The organism is Sphaerobacter sp. (assembly GCF_019683595.1).
Lineage (GTDB): Bacteria > Chloroflexota > Chloroflexia > Thermomicrobiales > Thermomicrobiaceae > Sphaerobacter.
Map to the genome: position 1 here is coordinate 1 of NZ_JADGHZ010000064.1, position 17,884 is coordinate 17,884.

Below are 17,884 nucleotides of genomic sequence, written 5' to 3' on the forward strand. Positions count from 1 at the left end.
CGCCCGGCCCCGAAGCCCGCCTTGATCAGCTCGTACGCCGCCCGCACCTCCTCCGGGGCATTCTCCTCCGGCACCATCTTCAGCGTCGCCATCGCACCCTCCCCTCAATCCGAATCATCTGCATGCCAAACATACACCCCCTCTCCCCTTGTGGGCTCCGTCCGAGAGGGGGCCGGGGGGTGAAAGGTAGTCTCCCCCTCACATCTCCTTTGCCATGTATTGATGCTCGATGTTGCCCATGAAGAAGCGCCGCCCGATGGGGCGGAATCCGAGGGCCTCGTAGAAGGTGAGCGCGTGGGTCTGGGCATTGAGGGTGACGATGCGGCTCCCCTGCTCCCGCGCCAGGCGCAGCAGGTGCTCCATGATCGCGCGGCCGACGCCGCGCCCGCGGTATGGCTTGCGCACCGCGACCCAGACGATCTGCGCCTCGGAGCCGTAGAAGGTGATCCGGCCGGTGCCTACTGTCTTCCCGTCCACCGCGCCAAGCACGTGGACACTGTAGCGGTCGTCCGGGTCGTCGCGCACGCTGCGCGTCAGATGCTGTTCGTCGACGAAGACCTCGTGCCGGATCGCGTAGACCTCGGCCATCTCCGCCAGCGAGGTCACGACCCAGGTGCGCACCGCGTCATCGCGACGCCCGGTCTCCTGCTCCCCCTTCAGGGCCGTCATCAGTGTCCTCCAGCCCGAGACGCCGGGAGACGGCGGCCAGCGCCTCGGCGCGGCCATCAACCCAGCGGACCCATTCATCGCGCGCGGCGGCCGCCGCGATCCGGGCGTCGGCCACATGGCGCGCACCCGTCCCGCCGAGCATCTCCCGTGCCGCGATGGCATCGGCCGGCGTCAGCGGCGGAGGGCTCTCGACCAGGAGCGGCGAGAACCGACCCCACTCCTCGGGCGTCAGATCGGGAAGATCCTTCCCCTGCTCGACGCAGTAGGCCACCACCCGCCCGACGATCTCGTGCGCCTCGCGGAACGGCAGCCCCTGCCGCACCAGGTGGTCCGCCACGTCGGTGGCGAGCGTGAAGCCCTCCCCGGCCGCGGCCAGCATGCGGTCGGTGCGGAACCGGGTCGTGCGCAGCATCGGCGGAAGCACGCGCAGGATGAGCAGCACCGTGTCGACCGTGTCGAACGCGCCTTCCTTGTCCTCCTGCAGGTCTTTGTTGTAGGCGAGCGGCAGGCCCTTGCCGACGGTCAGCATCCCCATCAGGTGGCCGTAGACTCGGCCGGTCTTGCCCCGGATCAGCTCCGCCACATCCGGGTTCTTCTTCTGGGGCATGATGCTGCTGCCAGTGGCGAAGGCGTCGTCGAGTTCGATGAACCCGAACTCGCTGCTCGACCAGAGGATGATCTCCTCGGCCAGCCGCGATAGGTGCAGCATGATCTGAGCGCAGGCGCTCAACAGGTCCACCACGAAGTCGCGGTCGGAGACGGCATCGAGGCTGTTGGCGCAGACGCCGTCGAACCCGAGCAGGTCGGCGACGAACTGCCGGTCGATCGGGTAGGTGACGCCCGCCAGCGCACCGGCCCCGAGGGGCGACAGGTTCACCCGGCGGTAGGCGTCGCGCAGCCGGTCCAGGTCGCGGAACAACATCTCGACGTAGGCGAGCATGTGGTGCGCCAGGAGCACCGGCTGAGCGCGCTGGACGTGCGTGTAGCCCGGCATGATCGCGTCGGGATGACGCTCGGCGATCTCCAGCAGCGCGCCGATCGTGTCCGTGAGGCCCGCCGCGATCCGGATCAGTGCCTCGCGCGTCCAGAGGCGGAAGTCGAGCGCCACCTGGTCGTTCCGGCTCCGCGCGGTGTGGAGCCGCCCGGCAGCCGGGCCGATGATCTCGCGGAGGCGCCGTTCGACGCTGAGGTGGATATCCTCGTCCGCCAGCCGGAACTCATGCTCGCCGCGACGAATCTCATCGTAGATCTGGCGCAGGCCCTGCTCGATCCGCGCCGCGTCGTCGGACGGGATGATCCCCTGGCGGGCGAGCATGCGCACGTGGGCGATCGAGCCCATGATGTCCTGACGGAAAAGGCGCCGGTCGAAGCCTATCGAGGCATTCAATTCATCGACCAGCGCATCGGTCGGGCGGCTGAAGCGGCCGCCCCAGAGCTTCCCTGCCGCGCCACCGGGCTGCGACTCGGTCACCGAAACCCTCCCCACCTCGCGCCGGCCGCGAGCCGGCCGGTCGTCACGCTCAGGAACTCGCCTCGATCGCGGGCTCGGCCGACACCGGGATCCGCTCCGGCTCCAGCACCTGCCCCGTCTCATCGACCGGGACCACGCCGGGGACGAATACCTCGTCGGCGGAGATCGTCCCTTCGGCCAGGAGCACCCGCTTGAGCGACACGATCGCCGCGACGATCATGCCGTCGTCCGGCTCGCGGGTCGTCAGCCGCTGCAACGCCATACTCGGGGCGACCAGCAGCCGAACGAGCCGGTTGTCCATATGGTTCGCCGTCCATTTGATGAACTCATACGCGAGTGCGGCGATAAACGGCACCAGCGCAATGCGGGACACGATGCGCCAGAACATCGGCGGCCGCCCCAGCAGCGCGAACACCAGCACCGACAGCAGCACCACGATCAGCAGGAACCCGGTGCCGCAGCGCGGGTGACTGATGCTGTGCCGCCGCACGTGCTCGACGTCCAGGGGATCACCCGCCTCGTAGGCGTTGATGGCCTTGTGTTCGGCGCCGTGGAAGCCGAAGACCCGGCGGATGTCCTTGAGCTGGCCGATGAACAGCATGTAGCCGATCAGCAGGCCCAGTCGGATCAGACCCTCGATCAGGTTGCTGAGGACGCTACTGCTAATGTAGCGGTCGACGAACCCGACGACCGCCAGGGGCGCCACGAAGAACAGTCCGATGGAGAAGAGGAGCGAGACGGCCACCGTGCCCCAGAGGGCGGCCCCGGTCAGCGTTCCGGCGTCGTCCCGTTCCTGCTCCGCCAGCTTCCCCTCGGTCAGGCCGACGTTCGCGGAGAAGACGAGGGCGCGCATACCCAGAACCATCGTGTCCCAGAGCATGAACACGCCGCGGATAAGCGGGAGCGGGCGAACTCGTTGTGCCCAACTACTTCCGGACAGCGGCTCGTGGTAGACGGCGATCTCGCCACTGGGGGCCTGAACGGCAATCGCCATGTCGCGGCGGCCTCGCATCATCACGCCTTCCATGACCGCCTGACCGCCGTAGGATGTTCGATCCGACATGGCTGTTCCTCATCAATTCCGCGTGCGCACGGGCCGGCATGCCGGGTGATTGTACCAGAGGGAGCGGGGTCGCACGGTGCCGAGGGTCAGCGGTCGAGGCGCTCGGTGGCACGCGCCGCCCGGCGCCGCGCTCGTCGGTGCCCGCGCCCGTACAACATGTCGTTCAGCCGGTCCACGAGAGGCACCTCTTCATCGACAACCTGGAGCGAGCTCATGAGGGCAAAGCCGGTGATGCGGATGGTGGGCGCGTCGGGGGCCGGGTCGACATTCGCTCGGTCCTCCTTGACGCTGCTCAGGACCGTCGCCGCCTCCAGCACGACCGGTACGTCTTCCGGCACGTAGATCTTCACATCCGCCATGATCGCATTGACCTGGAGCACCAGCTCGCTGCCGACGATCTCGGCGTCGAGCAAATCGACCTTACAGTCGGCCATGACGGCGAGCACGTCCACCTGTCCCTCGGCGCGCCAGTGTCCAGCCTGCTTGGTTTCCCCGAGGACTGCCTGGATCCGCCTGGTGGCAGGCAGCCGCGTCGCCGGTAGGGCGCTCCGGCCGAGGTCACGGGTAACGGCCGCAAGTTCTCCCCGGGTTTGGGCGGTGAGCGCCGCCTCGGTCCGCTCAAGGAGTTCTTCGGTTGTCAGGCGCCCGTCGACCGTCGCCTGGCGAAGGAGGATGAGGGCACGCTCCCGTTCCGCATCGCTGACACGTGCGTCGTCCATGAGCCGCTCCCTTGGGCGAGTCTGCCCTCTCCGGGGCAGCGAACATGATATTCGGCTGCACCGGAGTATACCCCGCCTCGCGGGCACCCGCGTGAGATCGCCGGCGCCACGCTTGCCCACCCCGAAGCGCAATGCTATCCTGGCCCCGCGCCGACGAGGATAACCGATGCCCGGCGCGGGGTGACATGGAGGATGGGGATGCGAACGGAGCCATTGATCTTCGAATTGAGCAAGTCGGGCCGGCAGGGCGTATCGATGCCGCCCCTGGACGTGCCGGAGGCTGAGCTTCCCACCGATCTGTGCCGCGAGAGCCTGCCTCTGCCGGAGGTGAGCGAGATCGACGTGATCCGGCACTACACGCGTCTCTCGCAGTTCAACCACGCCGTCGACACCGGCTTCTACCCCCTCGGCTCCTGCACGATGAAGTACAACCCCAAGATCAATGAGCTGGCCGCACGGCTGCCGGGGTTTGCCCAGATCCACCCGCTCCAGGACGAGGAGACCGTGCAGGGCGCGCTCGAATTGATGTACGAGCTGCAGACCTACCTGGCCGAGATCAGCGGGTTTGACGCCGTCACGCTCCAGCCCGCGGCCGGCGCCCACGGCGAGTTGACCGGCATCCTGATCGCTCGCGCGTACTTCGAGAGCATCGGTGACACCGGGCGGACCACCGTCCTCGTCCCCGACTCGGCGCACGGTACCAACCCGGCGACCGCGGCCATGGCCGGCTACAAGGTCGTCACCGTCCCCTCGGATAAGCGCGGCAATGTCGACATCGAGAAGCTGCGCGAACTGGTCGGCCCGGACACCGCGGCGCTGATGATCACCAACCCGAACACGCTGGGCCTCTGGGACGAGAACATCGACGAGGCCATCCGCCTGGTCCACGAGGCCGGCGGCCTGGTGTACAACGACGGCGCCAACTTCAACGCCATCCTGGGGATCGCCCGCCCCGGCGACCTCGGCGTGGACATCATGCACTTCAACCTGCACAAGACCTTCTCCACCCCGCACGGTGGAGGCGGCCCCGGCGCCGGCCCGGTCGGTGTCAAGTCGCACCTCATCCCGTTCATGCCGGGTCCGGTGGTCGAGCGGGTCGAGGGCGAAGAGCCGTCCTTCCGTTGGAAGTGGCCGGAGAAGTCGATCGGCAAGATCCACTCCTTCCACGGCAACTTCGGCATGCATGTGCGCGCCTACACCTACATTCGGATGCACGGCGCGGAGGGGCTGCGGCAGATCAGCGAGGACGCCGTGCTCGCCGCCAACTACCTCCAGGCACGGCTCAAGGACCGCTACGAGGTGCCCTACGACCGGCGGTGCATGCATGAGTTCGTTGCTAGCGCCAACCGGCAGAAGAAGAACGGGGTGCGCGCGCTCGACATCGCGAAGCGGCTGCTCGACTTCGGCGTTCACCCGCCGACGGTCTACTTCCCGCTGATCGTCGATGAGGCCCTGATGATCGAGCCGACCGAGACCGAGAGCATCGAGACGCTCGACTACTTCATCGACGTCATGCACCAGATCGCGGACGAGGCCGAGCAGAATCCCGAGTTCGTCCACGCCGCGCCGCACAACACGTTCTTCAAGCGGCTCGACGAGGTGCGCGCCAACCGGCAACTGAACCTGCGCTGGGTGCCGGAGGAGGCAACGCCCGCCGCCGCCGACTAGCCAGGCACGAGAAACGCATCGCACGCAAACGGGAGGGCAAGATGCCCTCCCGTTTCCATTCGTGACGATTACGACCGCTGGCCCATGCGCGCTCGTGCCGCGGCCCTAGCCGGGCCGTTCCTCGACCCACAGTGCGGTCATGGTCCCGCCGACCAGGAGGAGGACCGCGCCACCCACCCCGACGAGCGCGTACCCGCCGATCGGCAGCAGCAGGGCGCCCCCGATGGCGCCGATCACGTACCCCAACTGCACCACCGCCGCGCGGAGCGCCATCAACGTCCCCCGGTGGGTTGGCGACTGCTGAAGACCAAGTGAGCTCGACGTGGCTCCCCGCACCCCCTGGCTCAGCCCAAACGCGGTCAGCAGCACCACCGCCAGCGGCAGGGTCAACGGCCGGCCCAGTGCGACCAGCAGCAAGGTTGCGGATAACACCGCCGCGGCCAGCACGACGACCGGCATCCGGCGCCCCTGGCTGATCCGATGGGCGATCAGGCTCCCACCAACGAAGCCGAGCGCCGTCAGCGACAGCAGCGGGCTGGCCAGCCCCGCGCTCAGGCCGTAGTGCGAGATGTAGAACGCCCCGAGGAACGTGAGCGTGCCCGCCCACCCGGTGTATGCACTCAACTCCGCGATGACCCACAAGACGGCGGAGTGGTCACGGATCAGACTCTTCAGCGATCCCCCCTGTGCTCGCCGCGCTCCCGGCTCGCGCGCCGTCGTCGATCGCGGCGCCGGGAGGCGCAGCGCGAAGGCGAGACCGATGAGGCTGAAGGCCATCGGCACCCCGAGGAAGCTCGCACGCCAGGAGAACGTGTCGGCCAGGAAACCAATCAGCGGCAGGCCCACGACCCACGCCAGCGGCTGGCCGATCGTGACCATACCGATCGCCCATGCCCGCCGTTCCGGCGGGAAGTACTCGCCAACCGCAGCGAAGCCCATCGAGAGGAGGGCGGCGATGCCGAGGCCGCCCGCTGCCTGCACCGCCACCAACACGCCGAACGTGGGAGCCAGCGCGCTCCCCAGTCCGGCTAACCCGACGCCGACCAGGCCACCGATAATCAGCGGGCGGCTGCCGAGCCGCTCAGAAGCGATCCCGACAAACGGTGCGAGGATCGCCGACACCAGCGCCGACGCCGTCCGTAGCTGTGCCGCGGCCGATACCGACACATCGAACGTCTGGGCGATGTCCACAACCAACGGGCTGATGATCACTACGCCCGTCTGGTTGACGATCATCGTGACGATCAGCGCTCGGAGGATCGACCACTCGCTCGCGACCCGGCCGGTCCCCGTCCCCTCACCTGTGTCAACCTTCACCCGCGCACCTCACCCCGTCTCCCCCGGGCAGCGTATCACACCCGACGCCGCCCCCCGGAGGTGGCCCGGATCCTGCAATGTGGTGAGCCGTAACGTGATCTGCATGGAGCGTGCGAAAGCGGGAAGCATCAGCGCGCCGAGTTGTCCGCAGACTGCAGGGGAGACGCGTATGGATAAGCAGAAACTGATCGACGGACTGAACAGCGACCTGGCCGGCGAGCTCGCCGCCATCATCCAGTACCTGCACTTCAGCGCCACCGTCACCGGCCTGGATCGGCCGCAGCTCAGCGAGTTCTTCGCCAACGAGATTCCCGACGAGCTCGGGCACGCGACGTTCTTGGCTAACAAGATCGCCTCGCTGGGCGGACAACCGACCACCGAGCCGCGCCCGGTCAAGACCGCCGCGGACAGCCGCCAGATGCTGGAGTTGGTGCTCGAGGCCGAGAAGCAGGCCATTGCCGACTACAACGAGCGGATCAAGCAGGCGGAGGAGTTCGGCGACACCGGCTTGAAGGTGCAGCTTGAGGACCAGGTGGCCGATGAGACCCGCCACAAGGAAGAGGTCGAGAAACTCCTGGCCAAGCACCCGGCCGTCGTCTAGATCCCAACTCAACGATCGCACCGATGCTGCGGGTACGGCAGGCATCGCCGTACCCGCCGTTTCGTGCGTCGCGCTCTCACGCCCGGCCATTACCCGAGATGACCGTACAAACGGCTGAAAAGCTGGTAGTTCATGTAGACCCGCCGCACGTACTCGTACGTCTCCGGATACGGGATCAACTCGACGAAGACGTCGGGATCATCCGCACCGGGGGTGGCGAGCCACTCGTTGACCGGACCATCCCCGGCGTTGTAGGCCGCGAGCGCCGCGAACAGGTGCCCGTCGTAACGCTCCATTCGCTCAGCCAGGTATCGTGCACCGAATTCGAGGTTCACCTCGGGCCGCATGAGATCCCGCGGGTTGAAATCCTGCCATCCCAGCCGGCGCGCGATCTCCTGTCCCGTCTCCGGCATGATCTGCGCGAGGCCGAGCGCTCCCGCCGAGGAACGCGCATGCGGGTTGAACCCACTCTCCTGCCGCACCAGCGCTGCCAGCAGCAACGGGTTTGCGCCTTGCCGCCGCGCAGCCTCGGACAGCAGATCCAGATATGGGATGGGGTAGCTCAGCCGCTCCAGAATCGGAGGCAGGCTCCACTTCTGTTCTTCCTCTGCGTTCACCAGCGGAGCCACCGCTTCCGCCGCCGCTGCCGTCTCCCCGCGCGCCGCCAGCACACCGGCGATCGCGACGAGGCGCTCCGCGTACCCGTCGTGTTCCGCGGCCAGCGCGTTGATCTCCCAGCCAGCCTCGTCGGTCATTCCGGCCTCGAGCAGAATCACGGCGCGCCGCAGCTCGCCCTCCCGTGCCGCCCGCTCAGTGGGTAGGTCCAGGCCCCGCTCCTGGAACCATGGCGCCAACTCGCGCCAGACGGCATCTCCGACGACCGCGTCATCCCGTATCTCGCCCGTGCTCGCGGCGGATTCCGCCCCGAGCAGCTCAGCGGCGCGCAGACCGTAGTAGCCATTCGGGTCCAGCCGCGTCGCTTCTTCCCACGCCGCTCGCGCACCCGCGGCGTCCCCCGCGATCTCCCGAGCTTTCCCCAGCCAGAACTGCACCCGCGCGTCGCCGCCGTCCGCCCAGATCGTCAGCGCCGTCCCGAAATCGCGCTCCAGGTAGCGCATGAAGCCCAGGCGGAACCGCGCCGCTGCGGCTGCCTCGGTGTCCCCGTATTGGGCCAGCACCTCCTCATAGGCCGCCTGCGCCCCGGCATCGTCCCCGGCGCTCTCCAGCCACCTCGCGGCCTGCTCAAGCGCCCGCCCCGCCAGCTCGCGGTCAGGGGTGCCGCGCGCGACTTCGCGGAGATCCTCCACGCCTCCCGGCACGTTGCCCGCGCGGGCACGGCTGAGTCCGCGGTAGTAGCGCGCGTCGTGGTTGGCCGGATCGCTCTGCAGCGCCTCGGTGAACGCGGTGATCGCCTCCTGATCCCGCCGGGCGTGGTAGAGCACCAGCCCGCGCTCCAGCGGATCCACGGCATCCACCGCGTTCTGTGCGATGAGCGCGTCCAGCGCCGCGACTGCTGAGTCGCTGTCCGGTGCCGCGCTGACGGCCGCCGCCAGGTCGCGGATCGCCGCATCCCGTCGGTCGACGTGAAGCTCGAACTGGCCCGCCTGGTACGCCAACTGGGCACGGTAGTGCGGGAGCGTCGCCAGCTCAAGGAGGCGGTGCGTCGTCGACAGATACCCGTCGCCGTCGTCAAGTTCCGACTGAATCTCGCGCAGCGCCTCCAGCACGGCCACCTGGGTCCGCCGGATAGCTGGAAGGTCCGCGGCCTCCACAGCGGCATCCCGTGCTGCACCGAGCTGCCCACTGGCACGGAGCGCTTCGATGCTGCCCAGCGCGGCGTACACCTCGACGCTGGGATCCAGCTCCGCGGCGCGTCGGTAGGCGTCCAGTGCGTTCGCCGTCTGGCCCAGCGCCGCGTGCGCCCGCCCGCGCGACAGATTCACGGCCGCAGCGATGGCCGGTGACCGCTTTCCGTCTCGCACAGCGGCCAGGACATCGAGCGCCTCGCGAGCCTCCCCCATCGCCAGGAGCGACCGGGCCAGCACAAGCCGCGCCGCGGCATCCAGCTCAGGGGACGCGTGCCCCACGAACTGCCGCGCCGACGCGGCCGCGGCCTCGGCGTCCCCTTCGGCCAGCATCCGGCGTGCCGGAGCCAGCTCCGCCGCTCCCGCGCCAAGGCCCCGATCCTGCGCGCCCTCGCGCACAACGGGCGGCGTCTCACCATTCCGTGCAGGCACGCCTGAAATCGCGGCGACCACGACGGCGACGAGCAGGACGCAGACCGAAACCAGTGTGAGCGGGGCTCGGACCATCAACGCTCCGCATTTGCCTAGCCAAATAGCGATCTAGAGGCTAGCAAACCGGCATTGGCGCGGCAACTAGACCATTCGCCGTCGAACGGCCGCGCGTCAGGCGTTGTCCCCGTCTCGCCCCTGCTCGCGGAGGAGCGTCTCGGCGCGCCCCAACGCTTCGGTGAGCGCCTGTTGCTGGAGTGCCAGGGTCAGATCACCGCGCGTGCGCTCGAGGACACCCCGCACCATGTCGGTCGTGCGTCGCAGCCCGCCAGTGACCGCATCCGGATAGTCCACCGAGACGAGCAATCCATAGATCTCGTCCATCACCCGGAGCAGGACCTCCGCGCGTGACAGATCGCCGCGCCGCATCGCATCCAGGCAGTAGCGCCGGAACTCCCCTACTGCTTCCCCCAGGCCATTCAGGTAGACCGCATCCTCCACACCGAGTTGCGCGGGATCGGGGATCTCCCGGCCGCTGATCACCCCGAGCGTGATCCGCGCCTCCGCGTATTCCTTGTGTGCGTCCTGCACGTAGCCCGACCAGTAGATGCTCGGGTAGTCGGCCAGATGGCTGACCAGCGCGTCCTTGAGCTCCTGCGCCTGCCGCAGGAGATCCTCCGCGACATCGAACTCGTTGCGGTGAACGGCTCGCACGGCGTTCGCGCTGAGCCGGATGATCTGCCGGCTCTCCGCCAGCGCCCGCTCGCGAGCGGCGTTGATCCCCTCCAGGCGGACGATGACTGCTTCCCCGATCGACGCGATGCGGTTGAGGTCCAACTCCACGCTTCCCTATCCCTCCCCTCCGGCCGACAAACGCTGCCGGATGCCTGGCCTGTCACCGGGTCAGCCGCGCGATGGTCTTGTAGAGCTCGCCGAATCGCTTGAGGTGCTTCTCGACGTCCTGGGGCGCGCCGTCCGCCGTCATGCCCGCGAGCCGCTCGGCGAGGCGCCAGGCAAGGAACATCCGGACCACGTCCGGGTTATCCGTCTCAGGAAATTCCTCAAACAGACCAGCGAAGACGTTCGGATCAGCCTCACTCTCGGGCTCAGTGTCCGGCGCATCGGGAGCACCCCCACGGCGCATTACCAGCCAGCCCACCACCCCGAGCAGCAGCCCTGCTACGATGGGAACCAATCGTCGATCTGGGGCCATGGCGCACCTCCCTGTTTCCACCTCATGGGTTGGAAGCGAGCAGTCGCCTTCCACGACGCTGCACAGCGGGATCGATGCCGCGGGCGCGGTCCGCCCGCCTCGCTATGCTATACTCTCATGAGAGATCGCGACAGCGCCGCTGCGCGGTCGCCTGCCCTCGTAGCTCAACGGACAGAGCACTTGGCTTCGGACCAAGGGGTTGGGGGTTCGAATCCCTCCGAGGGTACGACGAGCGGAGGGGCATCTACCCCTCCGCTCCTCGTTTTCTCATCCCACATCACCGACCCCACGCCGACGTGCTATCATGCCGCTCGCGAGTTCGGGTGCGGCAGAAGCGGAGGCACGCATGCGCGCGGTGGTCATCTCCGTCGGGTCGGAATTGCTCGACGGCTTCCTCACGGACACCAACGCCACCTTCCTGGCGCAGGAAATGGCGGCGCTGGGCATCGAACTCGTCGGCGTCAGCCAGGTCGGTGATTCGCTCCCGCGCATCCTCACGACCCTGCGCCGAGCCTGGGACGACGCCGACCTGATCGTGACCACCGGCGGCATCGGCCCCACCGAGGACGACCTGACGCGGGAGGCCGTCGCCGCGTTGCTCGGTGAGACGACGACGGTCGACCCCGACCTGCTGCGGGGGATCGCCGACTACTTCGCGGCCCGCGGGCTGGTCATGCCGGAGCAGAACGCCAAGCAAGCCTGGCTCATCCCGTCGGCGAAGGCGCTGCCGAACCCGATGGGGACCGCGCCGGGCTGGTTCGTCGAGCGAGACGGCCACGTGATCGTCAGCATGCCCGGCGTGCCGCGGGAGATGATGCGCATGTGGCGGGAACAAGCCGTGCCGCGCCTCCTCCCCCACCTCGGTGACCGGGCAGTGGTGTCACGTACCCTGAAGACCATCGGGATCGGGGAGTCGGCCGCTGAGCGCCTGATCGTGGACATCATCCAGCGGCGATATCCGATCATCGCGACCTACGCCAAGAACGACGGCGTCCACGTGCGCATCACCGCCAGCGCCCCCGATCGCGCTCGCGCCGCAGCAGCGGTCGAAGCGGCGGAGCGGGAGATCCGCGAGGTGCTGGGCGAGTACATCTATGGGGAGGACGACACTTCGCTCGGCGCCGCCTTGCTGGCACCGCTAGCTGCCAGAGGACACACGCTGGCGATTGCAGAGGATGGGAGCGGCGGCCGGATGACCGGGCTCCTCGCCGAGGAACCGGCGGCGATCGTCGCTTACGACGGTGGGGTCGTCCGTGCCTTCGAACACGCCGCGGCGGAGGCCGGAATCGATGCCAACGCTCCCGGCAGCCCCGCAGCCCTCGCCGATCGCGAAGCGCAACTGATCCGCGAACGTCTACATGCCGACTACGGTCTCGCGATCGCGGTGCGCCTCATCTCCGGCCAAACGCTGGACGACACCCGCGGCGAAATCGCGCTCGCCATCAACGGCCCATTTGGTGCCCATCGGCGCGAGCACCAGGTCAAGGGTATCCCGCGCGAGATCCGCCGCCGTGCCGGCTTGTGGGCCGCCGAGTTCCTGTGGGTGGTACTCCGCTCAGAGCTTGGCGGGGCCGTCTGAGCCCGACACTTCGGGGATGTCCCGCCAGGTGGCGCGCAGGCCGTAGCGGCGCGCCCGCCAGACGAGCCCGACCGGGTAGCCGGCCATCTTCGCCACATCGCCGATGAAGCGCAGCAGCGGCGCCAGGGCCGCCGCGGCCGCCAGATCCCGCGGTTGCAGATCCCGACGCCTCCGCCAAAGGCGCAGCCAGGGCTGGCGCATGTACCACAGCGCCCCAACCGCTGCAGCCTGTGTCACACGCGGCCATCTCCCCGAGACAGCGAGGGGGACCAGGACGCCGTATGTCAGATACCGTGCGGCGTGCCGCCGGGCGAACAGCCCGGCCTTCCCATCGCCGCGCGCATAGCGGAAGTACTGGTGCCAGAAGGCTCGTGCGGAGGGACGCGGCCGGAACCAGACGAACGCTGCTGGCTGGAAGACGAATCGCGCGCCTGCCCGTTTGAGGCGCAGGTCGAAGATCAGATCCTCGCAGTAGTCCAGCCACTCCGGGTAGCGAATCCCGGCCAGGTACCAGGAGCGACGAAACGCGACCGACCGGCTCGACGGCAGGAACCGAGTCCCATCGATCTCTGCTTCGTCGGGCAGCGTGGTCACCCCGAGGGCCAGCTCGAAGAGGGTGCGCGGATCGGCCCGGAAGAAGCCGGAAACCACGTCCGGCTGCTCATCCGCCCGGGTGAAGGGCTCGATCAGCCGCGCCAGCCAGGCCGGGTCGAGCCGCACCCCGGCATCGGTCACCGCCACGACATCCCCGGTCGCCTGCGACAGCGCCAGGTTGCGCCCCTGGGAGATCGTCACCCCGAGTGCTTCGATTACCCGCAGTGGCAATCGACCCTCCCAGGCGCGAAGCCGCGCCACGGTGCCGTCGGTCGACCCGCCGTCCACGACGATGACCTCATCGGGCGGGCGCGTCTGCCCGGCGATCGACGCCATGAGGTCGTCGATGTTGTCCGCCTCGTCCTTGACCGTCAGGATCAGGCTGACCGACAGCGCGTTAGCCCCACTCACCCGGCTGCTCCCGTTCGAACGCGGCGATGAGCTCATCCTGGCGCCGCAGCATCGCATCCCGCTCTTCCGGCGTGAGGTCATCGTACCCCGCAAGGTGCAAGAGGCCGTGGAGCGACAGGTAGGCGATCTCCCGCTGGGCCGAGTGTCCCGCATCGACCGCCTGCTCGGCCGCGGTGTCGAAGGAAACGGCGATATCCCCGAGGTACGGGCCGTCGGTGTCGGTGACGTCGGCAGGAAAGGTCAGGACATCGGTAGGATCGGGGAGATTCATGAATCGCAGGTGCAGGTCCGCGATCTCCTCGTCGGTGCAGAGCCAGACGCCGACGGTCCCGGTAAGCCCCTCGTGGCGGGCGGCGAAAGCCAACAGCGCCCGCAGTCGCTCCTGATTCAGGGAGGGCGCGCCCGGGCTGATGGTGAGCTCGACCGTGAGAGACCCGAGTTCCGGCATGGCCTACGACGGCGCCTCCGTCGCGGCCGCCTCCGGGGCGAGCGGGGCACTGGCGACGCGCTTGAGTTCCGGGTACTCGATGCGTGGGTGGTAGATCCCCTCGAGGATCGAGATGAACGTCTGGCGCACCTGCTCGATCTGTTTCAGGGTCAGGTCGCACTCGTCGAGTTGGCCGTCGTCCAATCGCTCGCGGATCACGCTGTCGACGATCTCAGCGAGCTTCCCGGCTCGCCGCTCCCCGCCGGCGCCGTTCCCCTTGGCGCCCTCTTCAAACAGGCGTCCCGCCTGCGCCGCAGAGCGCACCGCCGCCTCGACGCTGTCGGCCAGCATGATGATCCCGGCCTCCCGCGTCTGCGGCCGCGGCCCTGGGTAGCGGAACTCCGATTCCTCCACATCCTCCCCAGAGTTGAGGGCGCGGTTGTAGAAGTACTTGATCAAGGTCGTGCCGTGGTGCTGCTGGATCACGTCGATGATCGGCTGCGGCAGTCGGGCCTTGCGTGCCAGCCGCACCCCGTCCAGGACGTGCTCCTGAATGATGCGAGCGCTGGTGCGGGGGTCGAGCGCTTCGTGCACATTCGCACGGTTCGCCTGGTTCTCCACGAAGAAGCTGGGGCGCAGCACCTTCCCGACGTCGTGGTAGAGCACGGCCACCCGAGTGAAGAGCGGATCGCCCCCGACGACCTCCACCGCGCTCTCCGCCAGGTTGCTCACCACGATGCTGTGGTGGTATGTCCCGGGGGCTTCACGAGCCAGTCGGTACAGGAGCGGCTGGTTCGGGTGTGCCAGCTCCAGCAACTGGAGATGGGTGGTGATCCCAAACACCCGGCCGAAGAGGCTGAAGGACAGGAATGTCAGGCTCGCCGCGAGCGCGCCGTTCACCGCCCCGTCAACGACCAGGCTTCCGAACCGCATCATGTCAAGGTTGCCGGACACGAGAGCGAAGAGTGTTGCACCCGCGCCGGTCGCCAGCGCCACGGCCCCGCCGGCCCAGAGGAAGGTCATCGTCCGGTCGGCGCGCCAGATCACCGCCGAGCCCGCGACGCTCGCCACGAACGTGATGAAAGCGATCTCGTACGACGTACCCGAGATGATGCCCAGGTAGAGTCCGATGACGCCGCCGATGACTGCCGCGATCTGGAAGTCGATCAGGATCGCCAGCAACATTGCCGCGGCCGCCGCCGGGAACATGTAACGGAGATCCGGGTGGCCCAGCACAAACCGGCCCACAATCACCGGCACCAGGATCACCAACCCGATCAGGATCAGATGCCGCGCCTGCCAATCCGCGGGAGCGATGCGGTGGAGGTAGAGCACCAGCGCAGCGGTCAGCAACAGCAGCAGGCCGACCACACCGAAGAACTGCTCCCACGTCTCGCTGGGCGACAGGAGCTCGAAGTACTCCAGCTTCTCCATCGCTTCGCGGGTCACCGGGTCCCCGTCACGGACGATGACTTCGCCCTCCTGCACCGTGACGTAGACCGGCTCGACCGCCCGCGCGGCCGCCTCCCGCGCCGCCCGCGTCCGCTCCTCGTCCACGTGGACGTTGGCCTGGACGAACGGCCGGCTCAGGGCCGCGGCGAGTTGCCGCTCCGAGTTGGACAGCAAGAGGCTGGCGCGGCTGAGCATCTGTTCCTTGACCTCAGCCACGTCTTCGGCACGGATCTGGTTCATCAGGGTGGTGTCAAGGAGCCGCTCGGCCTCAGCCCGGACCTTAGCCCAGCTCTCATCGGAGAGCGACAGGATCGCCTGAGCCTCCTCGGCGGTCAGCCCCTCCACCGCGCCGCGAATCCGATCCACCGCACGCGTGCGGTCCTGCTCCCGATCGGAGCGCACGGTGTCAATCGCCGTCAGCGCTTGGCGCAGCGCGGCGGTCTGGTTAGGAGCCACCGCGGGGTCGGTGCGCAGGACGATGTTTCGGACATCGTCGTAGGCCTCCTGGCGCTTCGCCTCGGTCCTGGTTTCGCTCACGAAGGTCGCGGTACGGGGCGCCTTCAAGGTACGGTCAGCGATCTGCCCGACCTTGAGCGTCAGCGCGTCGGACTCCCAGGTGGCGTACAGGATCAGCACGAGGACGGCAAGCATCCCCAGCCCGAACGCCACGAGTTGGAGCGACTGCCGTCGCCGCGAGGCATCAGCGCCACCTCGACGTGCTAGCCAGCCGCCGCGCATAAGGCTATTGTCGGTCGGGAGAGATGATGTAGTCATAGTTCCGCCAGGAACGCACTGGGCGTAAACCACCAGGCGCCTCGGCCCAGCGACCGTCGCGCCACTCTCACCCAGCGCTTAGGATGCGGCGGATGAGCCCCCTTCGGCCGCCAGCACCTCTCGGACGGCGGTGGCGATGTCGCGGCCTTCGGCACGGGCGCCCACGCGTTCGCGCACCACGGGCATCACGCGCCCCATGTCCTTCGGGCCGGACGCGCCCAATTCCCCGGCAACCTCCCGCGCCAGGGCCAGTAGCTCCTCCCGCGTGAGGGGCGGCGGGAGGTACTCCTGCAGGATCTCGATTTGCCGCGTCTCCGCCTCGACCAGGTCCGGCCGATTGCCTTTCGCGAATTGCTCGATGGCGTCGCGCCGCTGCTTGATCTGCCGCTGGATGATGCTCACGATCTCCTCGTCGGTCAGCGGCCGACCGCGCTCGATCTCCACGTTGTGCACCTCGGCGCGGAGGTAACGCAACACATCCCGCCGCGTCGTATCGGACGCACGGATGGCCGCCTTGAGATCGTCGAGGAGCCGGGTAGCAAGCTCACTCATCGTCCGTTGACACCACTGCTGATCGCGTAACGGTGCGCGCGGAGTGGTCCACAGCGCGCGGGCGCTCAGGCCGTACCGTCAAGGCCATGCCAAGAACTTCGGTCTGGCCCGCGCGGTTCATGGCATTATAGTCGAGTCGTCAAGTACCCGTCAACGCAACCACGCCGCGTCCGAACGCACCCTCGCTACTCCGCGTTGTCCCCTTCCCCTTCGGCGCGGGCGCCGATCGATCCTTGACGCTCCTGCAAGTGGGGAGTACAATATGGGCGATCCGGCGGCGGGATGACCGCCGCGCAAGCGGAAGTGGCTCAGTTGGTAGAGCATCTCCTTGCCAAGGAGAAGGTCGCGGGTTCGAGTCCCGTCTTCCGCTCCACAGGGTCAGCCGGGCCTCGGGATCGAGGTCCGGTTTCTCGTATTCAGGCGGAAATGGCGGAACGGCAGACGCTGCGGTCTTAAAAACCGCTGGGCTGAGGCCCGTGTGGGTTCGAATCCCACTTTCCGCACCCCAAGATCACCGCACGAGCGCGCCATTCGAGGCCGACCCTGCGTGGGTCGACCCGAGTCCCTAGTGCCTCAGCCCGGTCGCCAAGTTCGGGCAGCCACGTCTCACCGAGTGAACCGCTCGCATCCGATCCCGTCCCAATCCGCGTCGAGCCGGTGCGGATCGGGCGGCAGCACGAGGAATCGTCGAGCTCGGATATCCTTGCAGTCCAAGTCCGGCGGTGGGGGTGGGATACAGACGGTGGGATAGCTCGGATGGCAGTTGTCCCGCTTCCATGGGACGGTAACGCCACAACCGGCCGTGATGATCACGGCAACCAGCCAGAGGATGAGCCAGCGAGCCGCTCGAACACGCCCCATCGCGATTCTCTCCCCGGGCACCACGCCGCTCGCGACCAACCGCGTTCATTCGGCGGCGGGTACAGCGAGCGCCGCGAAACACCATCCCCGTCTGCCCATGTCGCCGCAGCGCTTCCCAAACCCTGACGCACTCTCCGTCGGCCCCTGAGCCGACGACGTCGCGCCGAACCGCCCACACCCGCGCGCCAAGGACGCAAGCGCCGGTGCGTCGATGAGCCAAGCCAACAGGCCCGCTGGCAGACGTCGTCACCAGGCTGCTTTGCTGCCAGTGTATGTACA

Annotated in this window: 15 protein-coding genes, 3 tRNA genes and 1 pseudogene; 6 read left to right on the plus strand and 13 right to left on the minus strand. The window is 68.1% G+C overall.

Going from position 1 to position 17,884, the window contains the following annotated elements:
- Positions 1 to 198 precede the first annotated feature (198 nt).
- From IRZ30_RS08700 to IRZ30_RS08715, 4 genes are all read right to left on the minus strand, one after another.
- A complete protein-coding gene (locus IRZ30_RS08700) occupies positions 199 to 669 on the minus strand; it encodes a GNAT family N-acetyltransferase (RefSeq protein ID WP_294084553.1) in 471 nt (156 codons plus the stop codon).
- Positions 626 to 2,140 (minus strand): argininosuccinate lyase, encoded by a 1,515-nt coding sequence (gene argH / locus IRZ30_RS08705; protein WP_294084555.1) that lies wholly within the window; start codon positions 2,138 to 2,140, stop codon positions 626 to 628. The genes IRZ30_RS08700 and argH overlap by 44 nt, the downstream gene beginning before the upstream one ends.
- Before the next feature lie 49 nt (positions 2,141 to 2,189).
- On the minus strand, positions 2,190 to 3,203 hold the full coding sequence (locus IRZ30_RS08710) for a DUF1385 domain-containing protein (RefSeq protein WP_294084556.1): 1,014 nt from the start codon (positions 3,201 to 3,203) through the stop codon (positions 2,190 to 2,192).
- An 86-nt stretch (positions 3,204 to 3,289) separates the two neighbouring features.
- Entirely contained in the window at positions 3,290 to 3,922 is a 633-nt protein-coding gene (locus IRZ30_RS08715; RefSeq protein WP_294084557.1) for a DUF1707 domain-containing protein, read from the minus strand.
- A 198-nt stretch (positions 3,923 to 4,120) separates the two neighbouring features.
- On the opposite strand from IRZ30_RS08715, the gene gcvPB reads away from it, so the two are divergent.
- On the plus strand, positions 4,121 to 5,590 hold the full coding sequence (gcvPB, locus tag IRZ30_RS08720) for an aminomethyl-transferring glycine dehydrogenase subunit GcvPB (RefSeq protein WP_294084559.1): 1,470 nt from the start codon (positions 4,121 to 4,123) through the stop codon (positions 5,588 to 5,590).
- Positions 5,591 to 5,695: 105 nt separating this feature from the next.
- On the opposite strand, the gene IRZ30_RS08725 is transcribed toward gcvPB, so the two are convergent.
- Positions 5,696 to 6,907 (minus strand): MFS transporter, encoded by a 1,212-nt coding sequence (locus IRZ30_RS08725; RefSeq protein ID WP_294084561.1) that lies wholly within the window; start codon positions 6,905 to 6,907, stop codon positions 5,696 to 5,698.
- Positions 6,908 to 7,076: 169 nt separating this feature from the next.
- Between IRZ30_RS08725 and IRZ30_RS08730 the strand changes: the two genes are divergently transcribed.
- Complete coding sequence (locus tag IRZ30_RS08730) at positions 7,077 to 7,508, plus strand: bacterioferritin (protein WP_294084563.1); 432 nt, start codon at positions 7,077 to 7,079, stop codon at positions 7,506 to 7,508.
- Positions 7,509 to 7,597: 89 nt separating this feature from the next.
- Here IRZ30_RS08730 and IRZ30_RS08735 read toward each other — a convergent pair whose 3' ends face one another.
- The 3 genes from IRZ30_RS08735 to IRZ30_RS08745 all read right to left on the minus strand — a co-directional run bounded on the left by IRZ30_RS08735 (position 7,598) and on the right by IRZ30_RS08745 (position 10,955).
- Complete coding sequence (locus IRZ30_RS08735; protein ID WP_294084564.1) at positions 7,598 to 9,820, minus strand: transglycosylase SLT domain-containing protein; 2,223 nt, start codon at positions 9,818 to 9,820, stop codon at positions 7,598 to 7,600.
- Between the two features lie 96 nt (positions 9,821 to 9,916).
- Positions 9,917 to 10,585, minus strand: coding sequence for a haloacid dehalogenase (locus IRZ30_RS08740; protein WP_294084565.1), 669 nt, complete (start codon positions 10,583 to 10,585; stop codon positions 9,917 to 9,919).
- A 52-nt stretch (positions 10,586 to 10,637) separates the two neighbouring features.
- Positions 10,638 to 10,955, minus strand: a complete 318-nt coding sequence (locus IRZ30_RS08745; protein ID WP_294084566.1) for a hypothetical protein — start codon at positions 10,953 to 10,955, stop codon at positions 10,638 to 10,640.
- 153 nt (positions 10,956 to 11,108) lie between these two features.
- On the opposite strand from IRZ30_RS08745, the gene IRZ30_RS08750 reads away from it, so the two are divergent.
- Together IRZ30_RS08750 and IRZ30_RS08755 are read left to right on the plus strand one after the other, a co-directional pair.
- A tRNA-Arg gene (locus IRZ30_RS08750) sits at positions 11,109 to 11,181 on the plus strand.
- Positions 11,182 to 11,301: 120 nt separating this feature from the next.
- On the plus strand, positions 11,302 to 12,534 hold the full coding sequence (locus IRZ30_RS08755) for a CinA family nicotinamide mononucleotide deamidase-related protein (protein ID WP_294084567.1): 1,233 nt from the start codon (positions 11,302 to 11,304) through the stop codon (positions 12,532 to 12,534).
- Here IRZ30_RS08755 and IRZ30_RS08760 read toward each other — a convergent pair.
- The 4 genes from IRZ30_RS08760 to IRZ30_RS08775 all read right to left on the minus strand — a co-directional run bounded on the left by IRZ30_RS08760 (position 12,511) and on the right by IRZ30_RS08775 (position 16,744).
- Positions 12,511 to 13,539, minus strand: a complete 1,029-nt coding sequence (locus IRZ30_RS08760) for a glycosyltransferase (protein WP_294084568.1) — start codon at positions 13,537 to 13,539, stop codon at positions 12,511 to 12,513. The genes IRZ30_RS08755 and IRZ30_RS08760 overlap by 24 nt on opposite strands.
- On the minus strand, positions 13,526 to 13,987 hold the full coding sequence (ybeY, locus tag IRZ30_RS08765) for an rRNA maturation RNase YbeY (RefSeq protein ID WP_294084569.1): 462 nt from the start codon (positions 13,985 to 13,987) through the stop codon (positions 13,526 to 13,528). The genes IRZ30_RS08760 and ybeY overlap by 14 nt, the downstream gene beginning before the upstream one ends.
- A gap of 3 nt (positions 13,988 to 13,990) precedes the next feature.
- On the minus strand, positions 13,991 to 16,087 hold the full coding sequence (locus IRZ30_RS08770) for an HDIG domain-containing metalloprotein (RefSeq protein ID WP_294084570.1): 2,097 nt from the start codon (positions 16,085 to 16,087) through the stop codon (positions 13,991 to 13,993).
- A 183-nt stretch (positions 16,088 to 16,270) separates the two neighbouring features.
- Entirely contained in the window at positions 16,271 to 16,744 is a 474-nt protein-coding gene (locus tag IRZ30_RS08775) for a GatB/YqeY domain-containing protein (protein WP_294084571.1), read from the minus strand.
- A gap of 297 nt (positions 16,745 to 17,041) precedes the next feature.
- Here IRZ30_RS08775 and IRZ30_RS08780 point away from each other — a divergent pair.
- A tRNA-Gly gene (locus tag IRZ30_RS08780) sits at positions 17,042 to 17,117 on the plus strand.
- Positions 17,118 to 17,164: 47 nt separating this feature from the next.
- Positions 17,165 to 17,247 (plus strand) — tRNA-Leu (locus IRZ30_RS08785).
- A gap of 103 nt (positions 17,248 to 17,350) precedes the next feature.
- Here IRZ30_RS08785 and IRZ30_RS17160 read toward each other — a convergent pair.
- Positions 17,351 to 17,506: pseudogene (locus IRZ30_RS17160) on the minus strand (nuclease); the annotation flags it as partial.
- Between the last annotated feature and the right edge of the window lie 378 nt (positions 17,507 to 17,884).